The following is a 15,331-nucleotide window of genomic DNA, read 5'->3' on the forward strand; positions in this document are numbered from 1 at the left end:
TCTACAAGGTCGGCGGCAAGGGCCTCAAGACCGTTCGGCTGTCCACGTCGATCAAGGCCACCGGCGACGCCCGTGGCTGGGGCGCGGTTCGCCTGGCCGGCCCGGTGAAGAAGACTTCCAACAAGATCCCGTTCTCTGTCACCTGTACCGCTGATGGGCAGGGTACCGGCGACGTGTGGGACAGCGTGGCCCCCTCCGCCCAGGAGGCCGAAAAGCCGAACGACCCGGCCAGACGACGAAGAGCCTGCTTCCGTTCCAGTGGCCGTCGCAACACCCCGGTTGAGGGGATGCGATGGACTTCGAGATTCGGAAGGACCGGGAACGCGCTCACGAGTGCAGGTATGCCGCCCGCTCGCGGGCGGCATACCTGCACTCGTGCGACAAGGCTGAAGTAACAAGGAGGCATGCCGGGTCGTCGGCGTCAACACCGGGACAGGCCGGCCCGTTCGGGCCGGCCTTGAGACGACATCGGAGTCTGAGACGCCGAAATCCGTCCCGGCGAACCTGCCGCCCACGCAGGAACCCGAACCGTCACCTCGCACTCGAGGAAAGAACCTCTAAGCCGCGGCAGGACCCTTTCCGGCCTACCTGGTCTGCCCCCCTTCAACACTCATCGACAATGCCGCGTCTCTCCCGGCTCATGTACCGCGGAAGTTGTAGGCGGCCTACCGCTATGGGTGCAGAGAGAATCAGCTTCGCGCAGTATGTCGATCCGCTGCCCGTGTCGATATATTAAGAATGCAACTCATCGACCAAGCGGATTTTCCGTAAAACTGCAAAGAGGAGGTGGGGGCGTCGATGGTCACTGTGGTTGCATTAATGGTCCAGGCGCCTTCGGCTCGTTCCGCAGTGTTCGCACCATTCGTCGGCGCCTGGTCGATCCCTGCTCCCACTGGCTGTAAGCCGTATTATACGAATCGCTGTAATCGAAGCGTGTGCGGCGAAATGAATATTCCCGTTCTTCTCGGAAATCGGGGCTGCTGACCGGACGTCCGTGCTGAGATGCCGCCGTACGTGGAAGGCTTGCGGGCGGGTGGGCGCTACGTCCACTCCGTAGCTGAGTCCTGGCCCGGTAGGTCGCAGGTGAATGAGATCTTCGGATTCCTTTGATTTCCGTTCGCCCGGCCCCTCGAAGGTTGTGCCATATTTAATTATGGAAGCATTTTCGCGAGCACTATAAATTCAATACGATAGGAAGGAGTTTCAATGATGAAGAAGGTGATCCTGGCGTCCATCGGCGCAGGATTAAGTGCAACCCTCCTGCACGGCGGCCCCGCCTTCGCTGCCCAGGACACACCCCCTCCCGCTCCGGACAGCGAACAGGTTGAGATCCTGGCGCGCGCGCCGGACTGTGTCGCTGGGTGGGTGAACAGAGGCACAATCACCCAAACCGCATACGCACAGAATCAATGCGGACACGGAATGCGCCTGAAAATCATCTGGGCGTACGGCGCGGACGGAACATGTTCCTGGGTGGAGCATCAAGGGACCATAGGAAGCCGGGTGGCCATAGAGCCACGCCGCTTCGACGGGGTAAATCTTTGCTGAAATCGCCTACTGTGCGAGGTTCGGCAAGACACTCACTGGACGCCACTTATTCGGCTCCAACCAGGTCGGCGATTAGGAGGCGAAGGTCGGCGCCCCGAGGCCGCAACAGGAATGGGTAACATCGATAAAGGCTTCGGTGTGCCCAGTGTATCGCCACCGTTCGAGATAATTTCCCCGGCTGTTCAGGCAACACAAGAGCGATTAGGAAGTCAGGAGTCGGAAAAGTGAAAACGGCAAGAAAGATTGGCCTGGTAGCAGTGTTGAGCGCTGCCTTGCTGGGACCTGTCGCAATCGGTGCGACTCCGGCCAACGCCGCATCGATCCGGTTCATTGGCTACTTCTACCCGCCCGGCGGAGGCACCTGGGAACAGGCTAAGGCCGAGGCGGCAAGGAGCTGTCAGTCCGAAACGGCAAGATACGCAGCCTTAAACGACTGGGATTACACATCGTGTACCTGGACGACAGGACCCCGTGGTTATGCTTACGCCGGACATGTTTATAGGCGATAGGGGTGGTCGTTGATCGCCGACGAGGTCCCGGATCCCGTTCCTACGGGATCCGGGACCTCGTTGCGGTAATACAAGCGTGACCTTCGGTCCGCATGCCCACGCGCGGGCTTCCTCGATCATCCTCAGTCGCAGACCTTGGTCCAGCGTTCATGGGCGGCCCGGTGGGTGATCAGATCAATGCCTCGATCGCTTGCCAACACGGTGGCTCCCGTGTCTCGCGGTCGCCTCGGTGAAGCTTCAGTAGCCCGAGCCTCCACCATTCGGCTTCCTTGGCCATCGCCCTGATGGAGGACCATGGTGGGTCGGGTCTCACATCGCTACTGTGAGGAGATCACCGCTTGGAGGAGCCGATGCCCGCTGGCCCGTTGCAGCCGGGAGACCCGCGCCTGCTGGGGGAGTTCGAGGTCGTCGGGCGTCTGGGCGAGGGCGGGCAGGGGATCGTCTACGAAGGGTGGAGCCGGTCCGGCGAGCGGGTGGCGATCAAAGTACTTCGCAGCGGCTCGGATCCCGCCACGCGCCGCCGGTTGGCCAGGGAGCTGCAGTCGGCACTGCGAGTGGCACCCTTCTGCACGGCCCGGGTGTTGGCGGCGGAGACCGACCGGCCGGACCCCTACGTCGTGAGCGAGTTCATCGCGGGTCCCGCACTGCAGGATCGGGTGCGTGACGAGGGTCCCCTCCGTGGCGGCGACCTCGATCGTCTGGCGGTCGCCACGGCTACCGCGCTCGCCGCCATCCACAGTGCGGGAGTCATCCATCGGGATTTCAAACCGGCCAACGTGCTGCTCGGCCCGGACGGCCCACGGGTGGTCGACTTCGGCATCGCCCAGTTGCTCGACGCGAGCACGATGCCCTCGGCCATGTCCGGCACCCCGCCGTACATGGCTCCCGAGCAGCTCAGCGGTGTGCACGGATCGCCCGCGGCCGACGTGTTCTCCTGGGCCGCGACCATGGTCTACGCCGCTACCGGCCGGCCGCCGTTCGGCAGCGACACCGTTGCCGCGGTCTTCGGCCGGATACTCAACGCCGAGCCCGACCTCACGGACATCTCATCGCCGCTGCGGGAGACGCTGGCCGTCTGTCTGGCCAAGGACCCCGGGGTACGCCCCTCCGCCCGGGCGCTCATGATCCGCCTGGTCGACTCCGGAGCCCCCACCGTCACGGTTCCCGACGTCGGCCCGGTGCCCACCGCCTACCTTCCCGCCGACTGGAGCGACCGGGCGGATCAGGTTCCGATCACGGCCGGTTCGGCTGGGGCACAGGGGCCGGCCGGATCCGCGTACGGCCCGACTCCCACCCGTCATCTCGGCCCTTCCGACACGGCGGTGCGGGAAACGGTGCCGCGGCATGGTGAGCCGGTGACCCGACGGCGGCGGGGGCCCGCCGCCGTACTGATCACGATCACCGGCGTCGTCGCGGTGCTCGTGACGGCAGCGGTCCTGTACGCCACAGGAACGCTCGGCGGCTCACCCGGTGACGGCTCGGCGAGGCCGGAGGTGGTCACCGGCACCGGTGGGGACTCCGGATCACGCTCTGTCGCAGGCGGACGATCGTCTTCCGAAGCGCCGCCTTCTGAGGCACCGGCTTCCACGGCGCCGTCTTCTGAGGCGCCGGCGGCACCGCCCTCGGCCCAGCCGGGAGGCGGAGTCCCGGAGGCTTTCGCCGGAACGTGGACGGGCCAGGTCGTCTCGCAGGACGCTCGGAAGGAGACCGTCGCGGTCACGCTCATCCTGATGAGTGACCGGTCGGACGGGATATGGCGGGCCGACGGGTGCGAGCAGCAGGTCATGCTGACCCGGGTCAGGGCCGGGAACGTGCTCGACCTGACCCGCGGGCAGCGGAACCAGTGCGTGGGGGGAGACATGACCCTCACGCTGAAGGGCCCGGCGACGCTGGACTTCGTGGGTCAGGAGGGCATCGGCGGGCTGGAGTATCGCGGGAGCCTGAGCCGGTCCTGACCCGGGACCGGCACAGGCACGTGACATCCCTCCCCGGCCTGAAGGACTCTTATCTCTGGTCGACCTTTGGCGGTCCCGCACCGAACGTTGGGAAAGCCCGGTCAAGGTTCGGAGACGCCTCACCGGCGTCGTCATCCGGCGCCGGACATGCGGGTCGCGGAGATCGAAAACGAATCGGGGACGGCGTCCTGAAGGCCGGGGCATCCCCGGACGCCCGGCCGACGTTCAGCCCGCCCGCGCGATCTGGAACGAGTAGGCTCCGGTCTTCGCCGTACCCGATCTGACCACGAGCGCGTACCTGCCGTCGCCGTTGGAGAGCGGGATGTCGGACTCGTATCCGCAGAGTGGGACGGGCTGCCGTGGGGCGGCGATGTTCTTCTCGGCGGCGTCGGTGAGCTCCAGCTCGATGGCCGTGCACGCCCCGGTCCCGCCGAGGACCTTGATGGCCGACGCGCCGTCCGCGTCGAACTCGAAGCGGTCGATGCGTCCCGGGACGTCCAGCCGCCCCGCGCCGTCCGGGCTGCCCTCGCCGATCTGCAGGCCGAGCGTCGCCGGGAACGTGCGGACCTTCACCGTCGCGATCCTGAGACTGTACGGGCCGATGACGTTCGTGCTCCCGAAGACCTCAAGCCGGTACTTGCCCGCCTTGGTCAATTTGATGACCGATGTGCCCCAGCTGAGAGCGATGTCGGACGGGCCGACCGGCTTACCGTCGACCTCGGAGAACACCTGGAGCTGGATGTCGTCGCCGGACATGTCGGTGACATAGAACTCCCTGGCGCCGCCCAGGTCCAGGGTGAACTTGTCCCGCTGCCCGGCGCGGGTGAGTTCGGCCGAGACGGTGCCGCCGTCGACGAGAGTCCCACCCGGCTGCACGGCCGTCTGGGCCTGGGCCGGTTCGCCGGTCTCGGTGGGCTCCGTGGGCTCGGTGGTCGGGGCGGTTTCGGCGGTCTCGGTGGTCTCGGTGGTCTCAGCGGTCGCCGTGCTGGTCACACGTTCCGGAGCGGGCCGATCGTTCCGGCGGGTGTCAACGCCGGCACCGCATCCGGCGACGGTCAGGAGTACGAGGGCCGCGCCGGCGGCAAGCCGGAGGGGCGCGCTGGGGTGTCCGGTGAGGGAGGCTCTCATGCCAGTCATTGTGTGAAGTTCGCTTGCAGTCGGCTTGCCGTCGTGGATGGCCGGTCTTCGAGACCAGGTCGACCACTCGCGCCGATTCGTCCTGCCACAGCCGGTCGCCGAACCGTTGGGATGCGCGTCGCGACCCGAGGGTGAACGTGGGCATGCCGGACTTCGCGCGGCGCCGAGGCGTTTCGACAGCGGCCTCGGGCGTGAACGTTTCCCAGGCCGTCACGGATGGGGCGCCTGCTCCTCGCATGAAACCGCAGATGAGCCGCCCCGGAGCCCGATCCGCCCGGGAGGGCCACAGGTTTATTTGTTGACTACCCCAATTAACTCGTGTTAGCTCCGCGGTACGGCCACTGATCGACATCCGTACACCATCGGCCGGTACGTGAAACGAGAGGTGTTAGCGCTAACAAAGCTGTCGCCGTGACGGCGGTTGGCGCTGACCCTGACCACCGCGCGTCCGCGTGCAGAAGGGAGAACGGCCGTCATGCCGATGTCGCCCCAACAGGGCAGATCCACCCCCGAACAACGCCCGTCGCCGGGAGCACGGATGGTCGGAACGGTCCGGCGTGTCACCAGGGGCATGGTCCTGCTGATCACCACTGTCCTCGTGGTCTCGGTCGTTCTCGTGGTCCCGGCGCGGGCGGCGGTGCCCGTGGTCGGTGGGACCTACCAGATCAGTGTCACCAAGAGCGGTAAGTGCCTGGACGTGGTGGCCGGTTCGAAGGTGGACGGTGCGTTGCTGCAGCAGTGGGGCTGCACCGCCGATGTCTGGCAGCGGTTCACGCTGCGGTCGGCCGGTTCGGGGGTCTACACCATCGCCAATGTCAACAGTGGGCGCTGTGTGGACGTGCCGAGTGGTTCGACGGTCTCCGGGGTGCGGTTGCAGCAGTGGGGGTGCGGTGACGGTACCAAGCTCAACCAGCAGTGGCGTCTGGTGGCGTCCGGCAGCGGCACGTACCAGGTCGTCAGCGTGGTCAGCGGGTTGTGCATGAGTGATCAGGGTGCCTCCACCGACTCGGGGGCGGCGATCATCCAGGAGACCTGCACCGCCAACACCAACAAGCAGTGGCTCTTCACCCCGGTGGGCGGCGGACGCGACTGGTCCAACGCGGCCGACGGATTCGCCTCGACCAGCGGGATGGGCGACGCCACCACGACGGGCGGTGCGGCCGGAACCACGGTGACCGTCTCGACGTACGCGGACCTGGTGAGGTACGCCACGGCGAGCGCCCCCCACGTCATCAGGGTCAATGGCGCGATCACGGTCACGCCGTACGGTACGGAGATCAAGGTCGCCTCGAACAAGACCATCATCGGCGTCGGGACCAGCGGCCACATCGTCAACGGCGGGTTCTTCCTCGGCAACGGCGTGCACAACGTGATCATCCGCAACCTGACGATCCGCGACACCCGAATGGCCTCCGACGACCCGGACGACAAGGACTTCGACTACGACGGCATCCAGATGGACAACGCCCACCACGTGTGGATAGACCACAACACGATCACCCGGATGAACGACGGCCTGATCGACAGCCGCCTGGACACCAGCTATCTGACCGTGTCGTGGAACGTCCTGTCGGAGAACAACAAGTCCTTCGGCATCGGCTGGACCGAGAACGTCACCTCAAGGATGACCATCCACCACAACTGGATCCACGACAACAAGCAGCGCAACCCCAGCACCGACAACGTCGCCTACGCGCACCTGTACAACAACTACCTGCAGAACATCGCCTCCTACGGCAACTACGCCAGAGGCGCCACCAAGATGGTGCTGGAGAACAGCTACTTCGAGAACGTCAAGGACCCGTACTACCGGGACGCCGCCGCCCAGCTGCGGCAGTCGGGCAGCATCGTCGTCAACTCCACCGGCAGGCAGGAGAGCGGTGGATCCGCCTTCACGCCGAGCTCGTTCTACTCCTACACGCTCGACCCGGCGGCGAACGTCCCGGCGCTGCTGCGCGCCTACGCCGGCCCGCAGGCCGACATCGGCCTCTAGAAGCCTCGGTGACCGGAGGCATGAGCCGACGGTCAGGGTTTTGCCGCCGTCCATCTTCGAGGCGACGTATGGCCGTGTGCGGGCACGGAGGTCGGCCCGGTCCGCCGTGACCCGCGGGAGCGCCTTCCCCCCCAGAAGGCGCTCCCGACAAGACGGCACATCCGGTCAGTGCGAAGCGGGCACCGGGTCACCACTCACGGTGGCTGCGCCGGTGCCGTCCCACACCGAGACTAGGACGGCATCACCGGAGTGCACTCCATCCATATCGAGGCCATTTTGGACTGCGTGGTCCCGGAGTTGTTGAAGAAGAACGTCGCCTGCTGCCTGTATCCCGGGAACCCGGCGGGCGGCGACACCGAGCGCACGTAGGGACCCTCCCACCAGATCCTCTTGAAGTACGGGTGGGAGTCGGGGCACTTGAGCCACAGGGAGGCGCCCTCCCACGGTGCCAGGAGCTTGCTGTTCGTGATGGTGACCGTGTCGGGTTCGGTGGCGGCCGAGGCCGGGAGCGCGGTGGTGAGGAGCCCCCCGGCCAGGGCGGCGGCGGCCGCCACACCGGCGATTCTGCGTACTCTCATGACATTTCTCCTTGTGCTGTGTTTCCTGGGGTGCGGAAATTCGTACCGGAATGGCGGGAACGGGCGCGGCAAGCGGCCTGTCATGCGGACGCACGATGAGGCGGTGCGGACCACCACGTTCTCGCCGCGGCGCCCAGAGGGCCTCCGGACTTTTTCTCACCGGCCGAATGGCGAATGTGATATCCGGGCTGAAAGACGACTTTTTGCAATTCCTCCCCCAAGAGATCTCGTGGAGGAGTCTGCTTCCGGCATCTTGGATGTATCTTGGGTCTCGCTTGGAGCGCAGTTCCGCCACGATGCCCAGGGGTCTTCGGGCGGGATCGCCAAGGCTTCCGCCGGGCGGTCGGCGCTTCCGGGGCGCCGCCGTCATCCTCGCCCACAACGTCGGAAGTTCCCCTAGGCTGTGTGTCCGCAGATGATCTAGAACCCTCTTCCCGCCGGATGATCTGACCTGCCCCTGGCGGATGACCGGCGCTGTGCCCTACGTGGCAGAAAGCGCTTTATGTGCATAGAACAGGGTTAAAGTCTAGAATCTACGCTTATGTCGGAACGGGGTAACGAGCAGTCAGGGGCCGCGTCGAAGATCATGCGTCTTGCCGCGGTGGGGGCGGCGGCGGGTGTGCTGGTCGCGGGGATCGCACTACCGGCCGTGGGGGGTGCGGGGCTCGGCATCGTGTCGGCGACCAACGGGCTGAACCTCAACCCCGAGGATCTCGTCGAGCCTCCGCCGGCGGAGGTCACCGTCGTGCAGGACGCCAGGGGCAAGGAGATCGCACGGTTCTACGAGGAGTACCGCGAGGTCGTCAAGCTCGACAGGGTGGCCGAGATCATGAAGACCGCGATCGTCTCGATCGAGGACTACCGGTTCTACGAGCACGGCGCGATCGACATCGAGGGCACGATTCGCGCGTTCGCCAAGAACCTTCAGGCGGACGGGGTGAGCCAGGGCGGCTCCAGCATCACCCAGCAGTACGTCAAGCAGGTGCTGCTCAACTCCGCCGAGACCGACGCGGAGAAGAACAAGGCGCTGGAGGCCAGCTACGCGCGCAAGCTCAACGAGCTGCGCCACGCTATGGCGGTGGAGCAGAAGTACTCCAAGGACGAGATCCTGGAGAAATACCTGAACATCGCCTACTTCGGCGCGGGTGCCTACGGCGTCGAGGCGGCGGCCAAGCGGTTCTTCGGGGTGTCGGCGGACAAGCTCACCCTGCCGCAGGCGGCGACGCTGGCCGGCGCGGTGCAGGACCCCAACGCCACCGATCCCAACCTGGGCAAGAAGCAGCGCGAGCGGCTGCTGAACCGGCGCAACGTGGTGCTGAACCGGATGGCCGAGCTGGGCAAGATCACTCCGGCTGAGGCGGCCAAGGCGAAGGCCGCCAGGCTCGGCTACAAGGGTACGAAGCTGCCGGGCGGCTGCGAGGTCAGCGACTACCCGTACTTCTGCGTCTATGTCCGCAACGAGATCCTGAAAAATCCGGACTTCGGGAAGACGGACAAGGAGCGCCTGGCGTTCCTCAACCGCGGCGGTCTGACGATCAGGACCACCATCGACCCGACCATGCAGGCGGCGGCGGACCGGGCGATCAGGAAGTGGGTCAACCCCACCGACAACCCGGTGGCGGCCGAGGCCCTGGTCCAGCCGGGCACTGGGGCGATCAAGGCCATGGCGGCCAGCCGGACGTACGGCCAGAACAAGGCCAGGAACGAGATCTCCTACAACCTCGTCGCGGACGCCGCGCACGGCGGTGGCGTCGGCTTCCAGGCCGGTTCGACCTTCAAGACGTTCACGCTGCTCAACGCGCTGAACAAGGGCATGAAGGTCGACGACGGCTTCAACGTCGGCGCCGGTTACCTCGCCCCGGGCTACTCGGCGTTCAAGAACTGCAAGGGCGAGAACATCGGTGACCCGACCCACACCGTGACCAACGACGAGGGCAGCCCCGGCTGGCGGACCCTGCAGACCGGCACCTGGGGCTCGGTGAACACCTTCTTCATGACGCTGGAGCAGCACGTCGGGCTCTGTGACACGGTCAAGGTCGCCAAGTCGCTGGGCATCCACCGCTCCGACGGGCTGAAGCTCCAGGAGTACGAGACGTTCACGCTCGGCATCAACGAGATGGACCCGGTGACCGTGGCGAACGCGTACGCCGCGATCGGCGCGCGCGGCAAGTACTGCGCGCCGATGGCGATCAGCCGGATCACCGACCGGGACGGCAAGGTCACCGACTATCAGCCCAAGTGCCGTCAGGCGCTCGACCCCGAGGTGGCCGACGCGGCGGCCGACGTGCTGTCCGGGGTGTTCACCAAGGGCACGATGCGGAGCGTCGGCGGCATCGGCCGCGACGCGGCGGGCAAGACCGGCACCACCGACGGCTACGCCACCGCCTGGTTCGCCGGGTTCACCCCGGACCTGGCCGGCGCGGTCAGCATCGGCGACCCGCGCGGCTCGCAGAAGTACAAGCTGACCGGCGTCACGATCGGCGGACGCTACTACGGCTCGGTCTTCGGCGGCAGCATCCCGGGCCCGATCTGGAAGGACACGATGCTGGCGGCGCTGCGGAACGTGGAGCCGACGTCGTTCACCCCGATCAACCCGGCGCGGTTCGGCGGCTGCGGCCAGAGCTGCCGGCCGGCGCCGCCCCCGTCGAACGACGACGCCCCCGACGGCCAGGAGCAGATCAACATTCCCTTCGGCGGCTACGGCGACTGACGCGGCGCGGGGGCCCGCACCGATCCGATCATCGGTGCGGGCCCTTGTCGCAGGCCGGGTCTACCGGCGGGAGCCGTGTTTCCGGGGCGGCACTCCGGACGCGTCGGTACCGTCGTCGGCCGCCCGGGAAAATGGTGCCGAGCGAAACGATCAATGCTGGGAAGAGCCTGGATTCAGGCCGAGGGCTTCCGGGGTGAACACGTAGCGTTTGAACCAGCGGTGCATCTGGCGCTGCAGGACCGGGTCACCGTGTACGCGTACTCCCCGCTGCCGTAGCAGCCGCGCCCAGGACAGGTCACCGAGCCACCACCGGGTCGCCGCCGCCGTCGGAGCGGTGAGCCAGACGTCGACGGGTGCCCCGGTGTCCTGCCGGCACAGGTCGACGCCGGTCCGGGACAGATGCAGCCAGTACCTGCTGTCGGCCGGCCTGCGGTCGGTGAACTCGATCGCGAGCACGACCGTGCGCTCGGGTAGGGCGGTGGCCTCCACCCGGCGCCGCATGTCCCAGGTCAGTGCGGCGGTGTCGAGATCGTCCTCGGTCAGGGCGGCGCTGTCGGTGGCGACCGCCCACCGGGCCAGTTCCCGCACCACCGGAGCCAGCGCGGCGCCCGCCTCGGTGAGCCGGTAGCCGTCGTCGACGACGCCGGCGGCACGCAGTGCGCGTAGTCGTGCGGACAGCGTCGCTCGCGGGATGCGAGGCAGGCCCCGGCGGATGTCGGTGAAGGTCGAGGCGCCCAGCAGCAACTCCCGCACGATCAGCAGCGTCCACCGCTCACCCAGAAGTTCCAGAGCACGCGCCACCGCGCAGAACTGCCCGTATCCGTTCACCGGTGCATGGTACGAGGCGCTGGTTCAGAAGTTGAACTGGTGGTGGCGGCACGGTCGGCTCGACGATCGAGGTCATGAGCGAGGACATCAAAAGGACCGGCGACGTACTGCGGACGATCGGAAACACGCCGCTGGTGAGGCTGCACAGGGTCGTGCCGCCCGGGTGCGCGGAGATCTTCGTCAAGATCGAAGGACAGAACCCGACAGGCAGCATGAAGGACCGCATGGCGCAGGCGATGATCGCCAGGGCCGAAGGCGACGGGCGGCTGAGGCCCGGCGACACCGTTGTCGAGTACACGGGCGGCAGCACAGGCGCCTCCCTTGCCCTGGTCTGCGCGGCGAAGGGATATCGGCTGCGGATCGTCAGTTCGGATGCCTTCAGTGCCGACAAACTCCTTCAGATGACGGCGTTCGGCGCGGAACTCACCGTCATTCCCAGTGAGGGGGGTCTGATCACCAAGGCGCTGATCCTGAGCATGATCGAGAAAGCCGGGGAGTTCGGTCGCCGGCCGGGCGCCTACTGGACCGATCAGCTCAACAACGCCGACAGCATCGCCGGCTACCACCCGATGGGCGAGGAGATCTGGGAGCAGTCGGGTGGGCGGATCGACGCGTTCGTTCAGTCGATCGGTACGGCGGCCTCGCTGCGCGGGGCGGCGGCCCCGCTCCGGCGCCGCCATCCGGGACTTCGGGTCGTCGCCGTCGAACCGGCCGAGTCCGCCGTGCTGTCCGGAGGCCGGCCCGGTGCCCACCGCATCGAAGGCATCGGCATCGGTTACCCCCCGCCCATGTGGGACCCCACCCTGGTGGACGAGATCGTGCCGATCCCCACCGCCGACGCGGAGGAGATGGCCAGGCGCCTGGCCCGGGAGGAGGGCCTGTTCGCCGGAACGTCGTCAGGGGCGAACGTCCTCGCCGCGATCCGGGTCGGACAGCGCCTTGGGCCGACCGCCAGGGTCGTCACCCTGCTCGTGGACTCGGGGCTGAAGTACCTCAGCACCGAGGTGTACCGGCGCCGTGACAGGCCTTGACGACTCAGCGGCCGAGCAGCGTCAGGGCGGCGTCGACGATGGAGGCGGTGTCGATGCCGTGGACGCGGTAGGCGTCGTGCAGGTCGCTGGACTGGCCGAAACCGGAGACCCCGAGGTTGCGAATCCGGTCGCCGCGCACGCCGGCCAGGAAGGACAACGTGTGCGGGTGTCCGTCGAGCACCGTGACGAGGGGCGCGGGGCGGTCGGCGGGGAACAGGACGTCGACGATGCCGCCGCCGGACGCGCCGAGGGAGCCCCGGGCCTGGAAGGCGCGGTACACCAGGTCGGCGCTGGTCAGGCAGACCACGCCGGCGACGATCGAGCGCTCGGCCAGGTGTTCGGCGGCGGCGATCACCTCGGGCATGACGGCTCCGGCGCCGACGAGGGTGACCTGCTCGGTCGCGGGGTCGTGGTCGGTGATGCGGTAGCCGCCCGCGACGGCGTGCCGCCGGCGCCGTTCGAGGAGCAGCTCGTCCTCCGGCACCCGCGCCAGGGCGGGGTCCAGCGGCCGGGTCGACAGCCGGAAGTACGAGGAGGTGCCGCCCTCGACGCCGACCCGTTCCATGGCGGCCAGCATCGTCCACTCCAGGTCCCGGGCGAACGCGGGCTCCCAGGCGATGCAGCCCGGCTGCTCAAGGCCGATGGACGGGGTCGTGATCGACTGGTGCGCGCCGCCCTCGGACGACAGCGTCACACCGGACGGCGTGCCGACGATGATCGACTGCCCGCCGGCGTAGATGCCGTACGACCAGGGTTCGAGCGCACGTGAGATGAACGGGTCGTAGAGCGTGGCGATCGGGATGAGACGCTCGGCCCAGCGACTCCAGGTGGCGCCGAGCTCGCCGAGCAGACCCACCAGGTTGACCTCGGCGATGCCGAGTTCGATGTGCTGGCCGCCGGTCCCCTCCGACCAGCGGAGCAGGCGTTCGGTGTCGTCGGCGAACCAGTCGTGCCGGTCCTCGATCGACCACACCCCGGTCTTGTTGATCCACCCGCCGAGGTTGGTCGAGGAGGCGACGTCCGGGCTGCAGGTCACCACCCGCGCGCCTGCCTCGGGGGCGGCGCGCAGGAAGTCGACGAGGAAGCGGCCGAGGGCGGCCTGGGTCGAGATCGGCGAGCGGTACGAGCGGCCGAGCGTCCTCGGCAGCGGGCCGAGGGCCCTGCCGGTGACCTGGGGGCGGCGCAACGCCGCGCCTCGGGCGGCGCACAGGTCGGACGCGGCGGTGCCCGGCTCGAAGGCACGCCAGGGGTCGGCGAGGTCGGTGCCGCAGGAGGTGGCCAGCGCGAGCATCTGCGCCTCGGTCAGCAGCGCCGAGTGGTTGTTCGGGTGCCCCTCGGTCGGCAGGCCGCGCCCCTTGACCGTGTAGGCGAACACCACCGTGGGCCGGGTGTCGTCCACCTCCCGGTAGGTGTCGAGCAGCAGGTCGAGGTCGTGGCCGCCGAGGTCGCGGATCGCCCGCGCCAGCTCGGCGTCCGGCAGGGACGCGACCAGGGCGCGCAGTGCCGCGCCGCCGTGTTCCCCGACAAGTCGCGGACCCACCTCGGCGGCGTCGACCCGCAGCAGGCGCTGGTACTCCTCGTTCGGCATCCGCTCAAGCCGCTGCCGCAGCTCGTCGCCGCCCGGCCGTTCGAACAGGGCGGTGATCGCGCGCCCCCACTTCAGGGTGACGACCTGCCAGCCGGCCGCCTCGAACATCGCCCGCAACCGGTGGATCTGCACGTCCGGCACCACCCGGTCGAGCGACTGGCGGTTGAGGTCGACGATCCAGAGCAGCTCGCCCATCCGGGCGACGGACGGGTCGGCGACGGCCTCCCAGATCGCACCCTCGTCGAGCTCGGCGTCCCCGAGCAGGCTGACGAAGCGTCCCGCCGCCGGAGTCGACGCGAAGCGCGAGCGCAGGTAGCGGTGGGAGACGGCGGCCCACAACGGCGCGGTCGCGCCGATGCCGACGGAACCGGTCGAGAAGTCGACGGTGTCGGGGTCCTTGAGCCGGCTCGGATAGCTCTGCAGCCCGCCCAGCTCGCGCAACCTCGGCAGATAGCGGACATCGAGATCGCCCAGCAGGTAGTTGATCGCATGCAGCACCGGCGAGGCGTGCGGTTTGACGGAGACCCGGTCGAGGTGGGTCAGCTCGGAGAGGTACAGCGAGACCATGATGTCGACCATCGAGGCGCTGGAGGCCTGGTGACCGCCGACCTTCACGCCGGTGTCGTTGGGCCGTCCGCGGTTGGCGGCGTCGACGATGGCCGCGGAGAGCCAGAGCACCCGCTGCGCGACCTGCCGTAGCACCTCGGTCCGGGCGGACGCCCCGGCACGCTCGTCGGCGGGCGGGGGCAGGGGGATCGCCATCATCTGTCTCTTTCCTGCGGAGACGTTCATTGCACCCGGAGGTGCCCCGCAGGGCAAGAAAGACGCAGGAACCCGCCCCTTGGCGCACGTTCAAGCGGTCAGGCGGCCTGGAGCGCGCATTCTTCCACCCCCTCGGCGCTACCATCCACCCATGCCTCCGAACGCCGAACTGGACTCGATCGACCGCCGGATTCTGGACCTGCTCGTCGAGAACGGGCGTCGGAGCGTGCGCGACATCGCCACCCGGGTGCGGCTCTCGCCGAGCCCGGTCAAGCGGCGGATCGAACGGCTGGAAAGACTCGGCGTCATCGTCGGTTACACCACACTCGTCGACGAGGGCCTGCTCGGCGACACCATCGAGGCCTTCGCGGAGGTCCGCTTCAGCGGCAACACGGACGTCGAGTCGATCACCGCCTCGGCCAGCCGTATCCCCGGGGTCACCGAGGTGTTCACGGTGGCCGGCGACCCCGACGCCCTGGTGCACTTCCGGGTCGACAGCCTCCAGCACCTGCACCGGCTGATCGACCAGATCCGCCGCGACGAGAACGTCATCGGCACCAAGACCCTCATGGTGCTGGACTCCTGGCGCCGGGTCGAGCGACCGTCCTGACCCGCGCGGGAGCACACCGGTCGCCACCCTGTCGTCGGGATCGTCGAGGCGGTAGCGGACGGCGTTGGGGTGCCCGAGAGGC

At 67.8% G+C, this 15,331-nt stretch carries 10 protein-coding genes; 6 read left to right on the top strand and 4 right to left on the bottom strand.

What is annotated here, in order from left to right; translation table 11 throughout:
• Positions 1-1,206 precede the first annotated feature (1,206 nt).
• Positions 1,207-1,548, top strand: a complete 342-nt coding sequence (locus ACFQVD_RS32740) for a hypothetical protein (protein ID WP_343979328.1) — start codon at positions 1,207-1,209, stop codon at positions 1,546-1,548.
• An 859-nt stretch (positions 1,549-2,407) separates the two neighbouring features.
• On the top strand, positions 2,408-4,012 hold the full coding sequence (locus ACFQVD_RS32745) for a serine/threonine protein kinase (RefSeq protein WP_343979325.1): 1,605 nt from the start codon (positions 2,408-2,410) through the stop codon (positions 4,010-4,012).
• Positions 4,013-4,237: 225 nt separating this feature from the next.
• On the opposite strand, the gene ACFQVD_RS32750 is transcribed toward ACFQVD_RS32745, so the two are convergent.
• A complete protein-coding gene (locus ACFQVD_RS32750; RefSeq protein ID WP_343979323.1) occupies positions 4,238-5,140 on the bottom strand; it encodes a hypothetical protein in 903 nt (300 codons plus the stop codon).
• 547 nt (positions 5,141-5,687) lie between these two features.
• Between ACFQVD_RS32750 and ACFQVD_RS32755 the strand changes: the two genes are divergently transcribed.
• The gene (locus tag ACFQVD_RS32755) at positions 5,688-7,142 is read left to right on the top strand and encodes an RICIN domain-containing protein (protein ID WP_343979320.1); all 1,455 of its coding nucleotides are present in this window, start codon (positions 5,688-5,690) and stop codon (positions 7,140-7,142) included.
• A 230-nt stretch (positions 7,143-7,372) separates the two neighbouring features.
• On the opposite strand, the gene ACFQVD_RS32760 is transcribed toward ACFQVD_RS32755, so the two are convergent.
• The gene (locus ACFQVD_RS32760; protein ID WP_343979317.1) at positions 7,373-7,720 is read right to left on the bottom strand and encodes a hypothetical protein; all 348 of its coding nucleotides are present in this window, start codon (positions 7,718-7,720) and stop codon (positions 7,373-7,375) included.
• Positions 7,721-8,261: 541 nt separating this feature from the next.
• Here ACFQVD_RS32760 and ACFQVD_RS32765 point away from each other — a divergent pair.
• Positions 8,262-10,430, top strand: a complete 2,169-nt coding sequence (locus ACFQVD_RS32765) for a transglycosylase domain-containing protein (RefSeq protein ID WP_343979314.1) — start codon at positions 8,262-8,264, stop codon at positions 10,428-10,430.
• 150 nt (positions 10,431-10,580) lie between these two features.
• Here ACFQVD_RS32765 and ACFQVD_RS32770 read toward each other — a convergent pair whose 3' ends face one another.
• The gene (locus ACFQVD_RS32770; protein ID WP_343979311.1) at positions 10,581-11,258 is read right to left on the bottom strand and encodes a winged helix-turn-helix transcriptional regulator; all 678 of its coding nucleotides are present in this window, start codon (positions 11,256-11,258) and stop codon (positions 10,581-10,583) included.
• 74 nt (positions 11,259-11,332) lie between these two features.
• Here ACFQVD_RS32770 and ACFQVD_RS32775 point away from each other — a divergent pair, with 74 nt between their 5' ends.
• Entirely contained in the window at positions 11,333-12,289 is a 957-nt protein-coding gene (locus tag ACFQVD_RS32775; RefSeq protein WP_343979308.1) for a PLP-dependent cysteine synthase family protein, read from the top strand.
• A gap of 4 nt (positions 12,290-12,293) precedes the next feature.
• Here the strand turns inward: ACFQVD_RS32775 and ACFQVD_RS32780 are convergent, their stop codons facing one another.
• Positions 12,294-14,642 carry a transketolase-like TK C-terminal-containing protein gene (locus ACFQVD_RS32780; protein ID WP_343979304.1) on the bottom strand — a complete coding sequence of 783 codons (2,349 nt, stop codon included), beginning with the start codon at positions 14,640-14,642 and terminating at the stop codon, positions 12,294-12,296.
• 148 nt (positions 14,643-14,790) lie between these two features.
• Between ACFQVD_RS32780 and ACFQVD_RS32785 the strand changes: the two genes are divergently transcribed.
• On the top strand, positions 14,791-15,249 hold the full coding sequence (locus ACFQVD_RS32785) for an Lrp/AsnC family transcriptional regulator (protein ID WP_343979301.1): 459 nt from the start codon (positions 14,791-14,793) through the stop codon (positions 15,247-15,249).
• Positions 15,250-15,331 lie beyond the last annotated feature (82 nt).

The organism is Streptosporangium amethystogenes subsp. fukuiense (assembly GCF_042665875.1).
GTDB lineage: Bacteria > Actinomycetota > Actinomycetes > Streptosporangiales > Streptosporangiaceae > Streptosporangium > Streptosporangium fukuiense.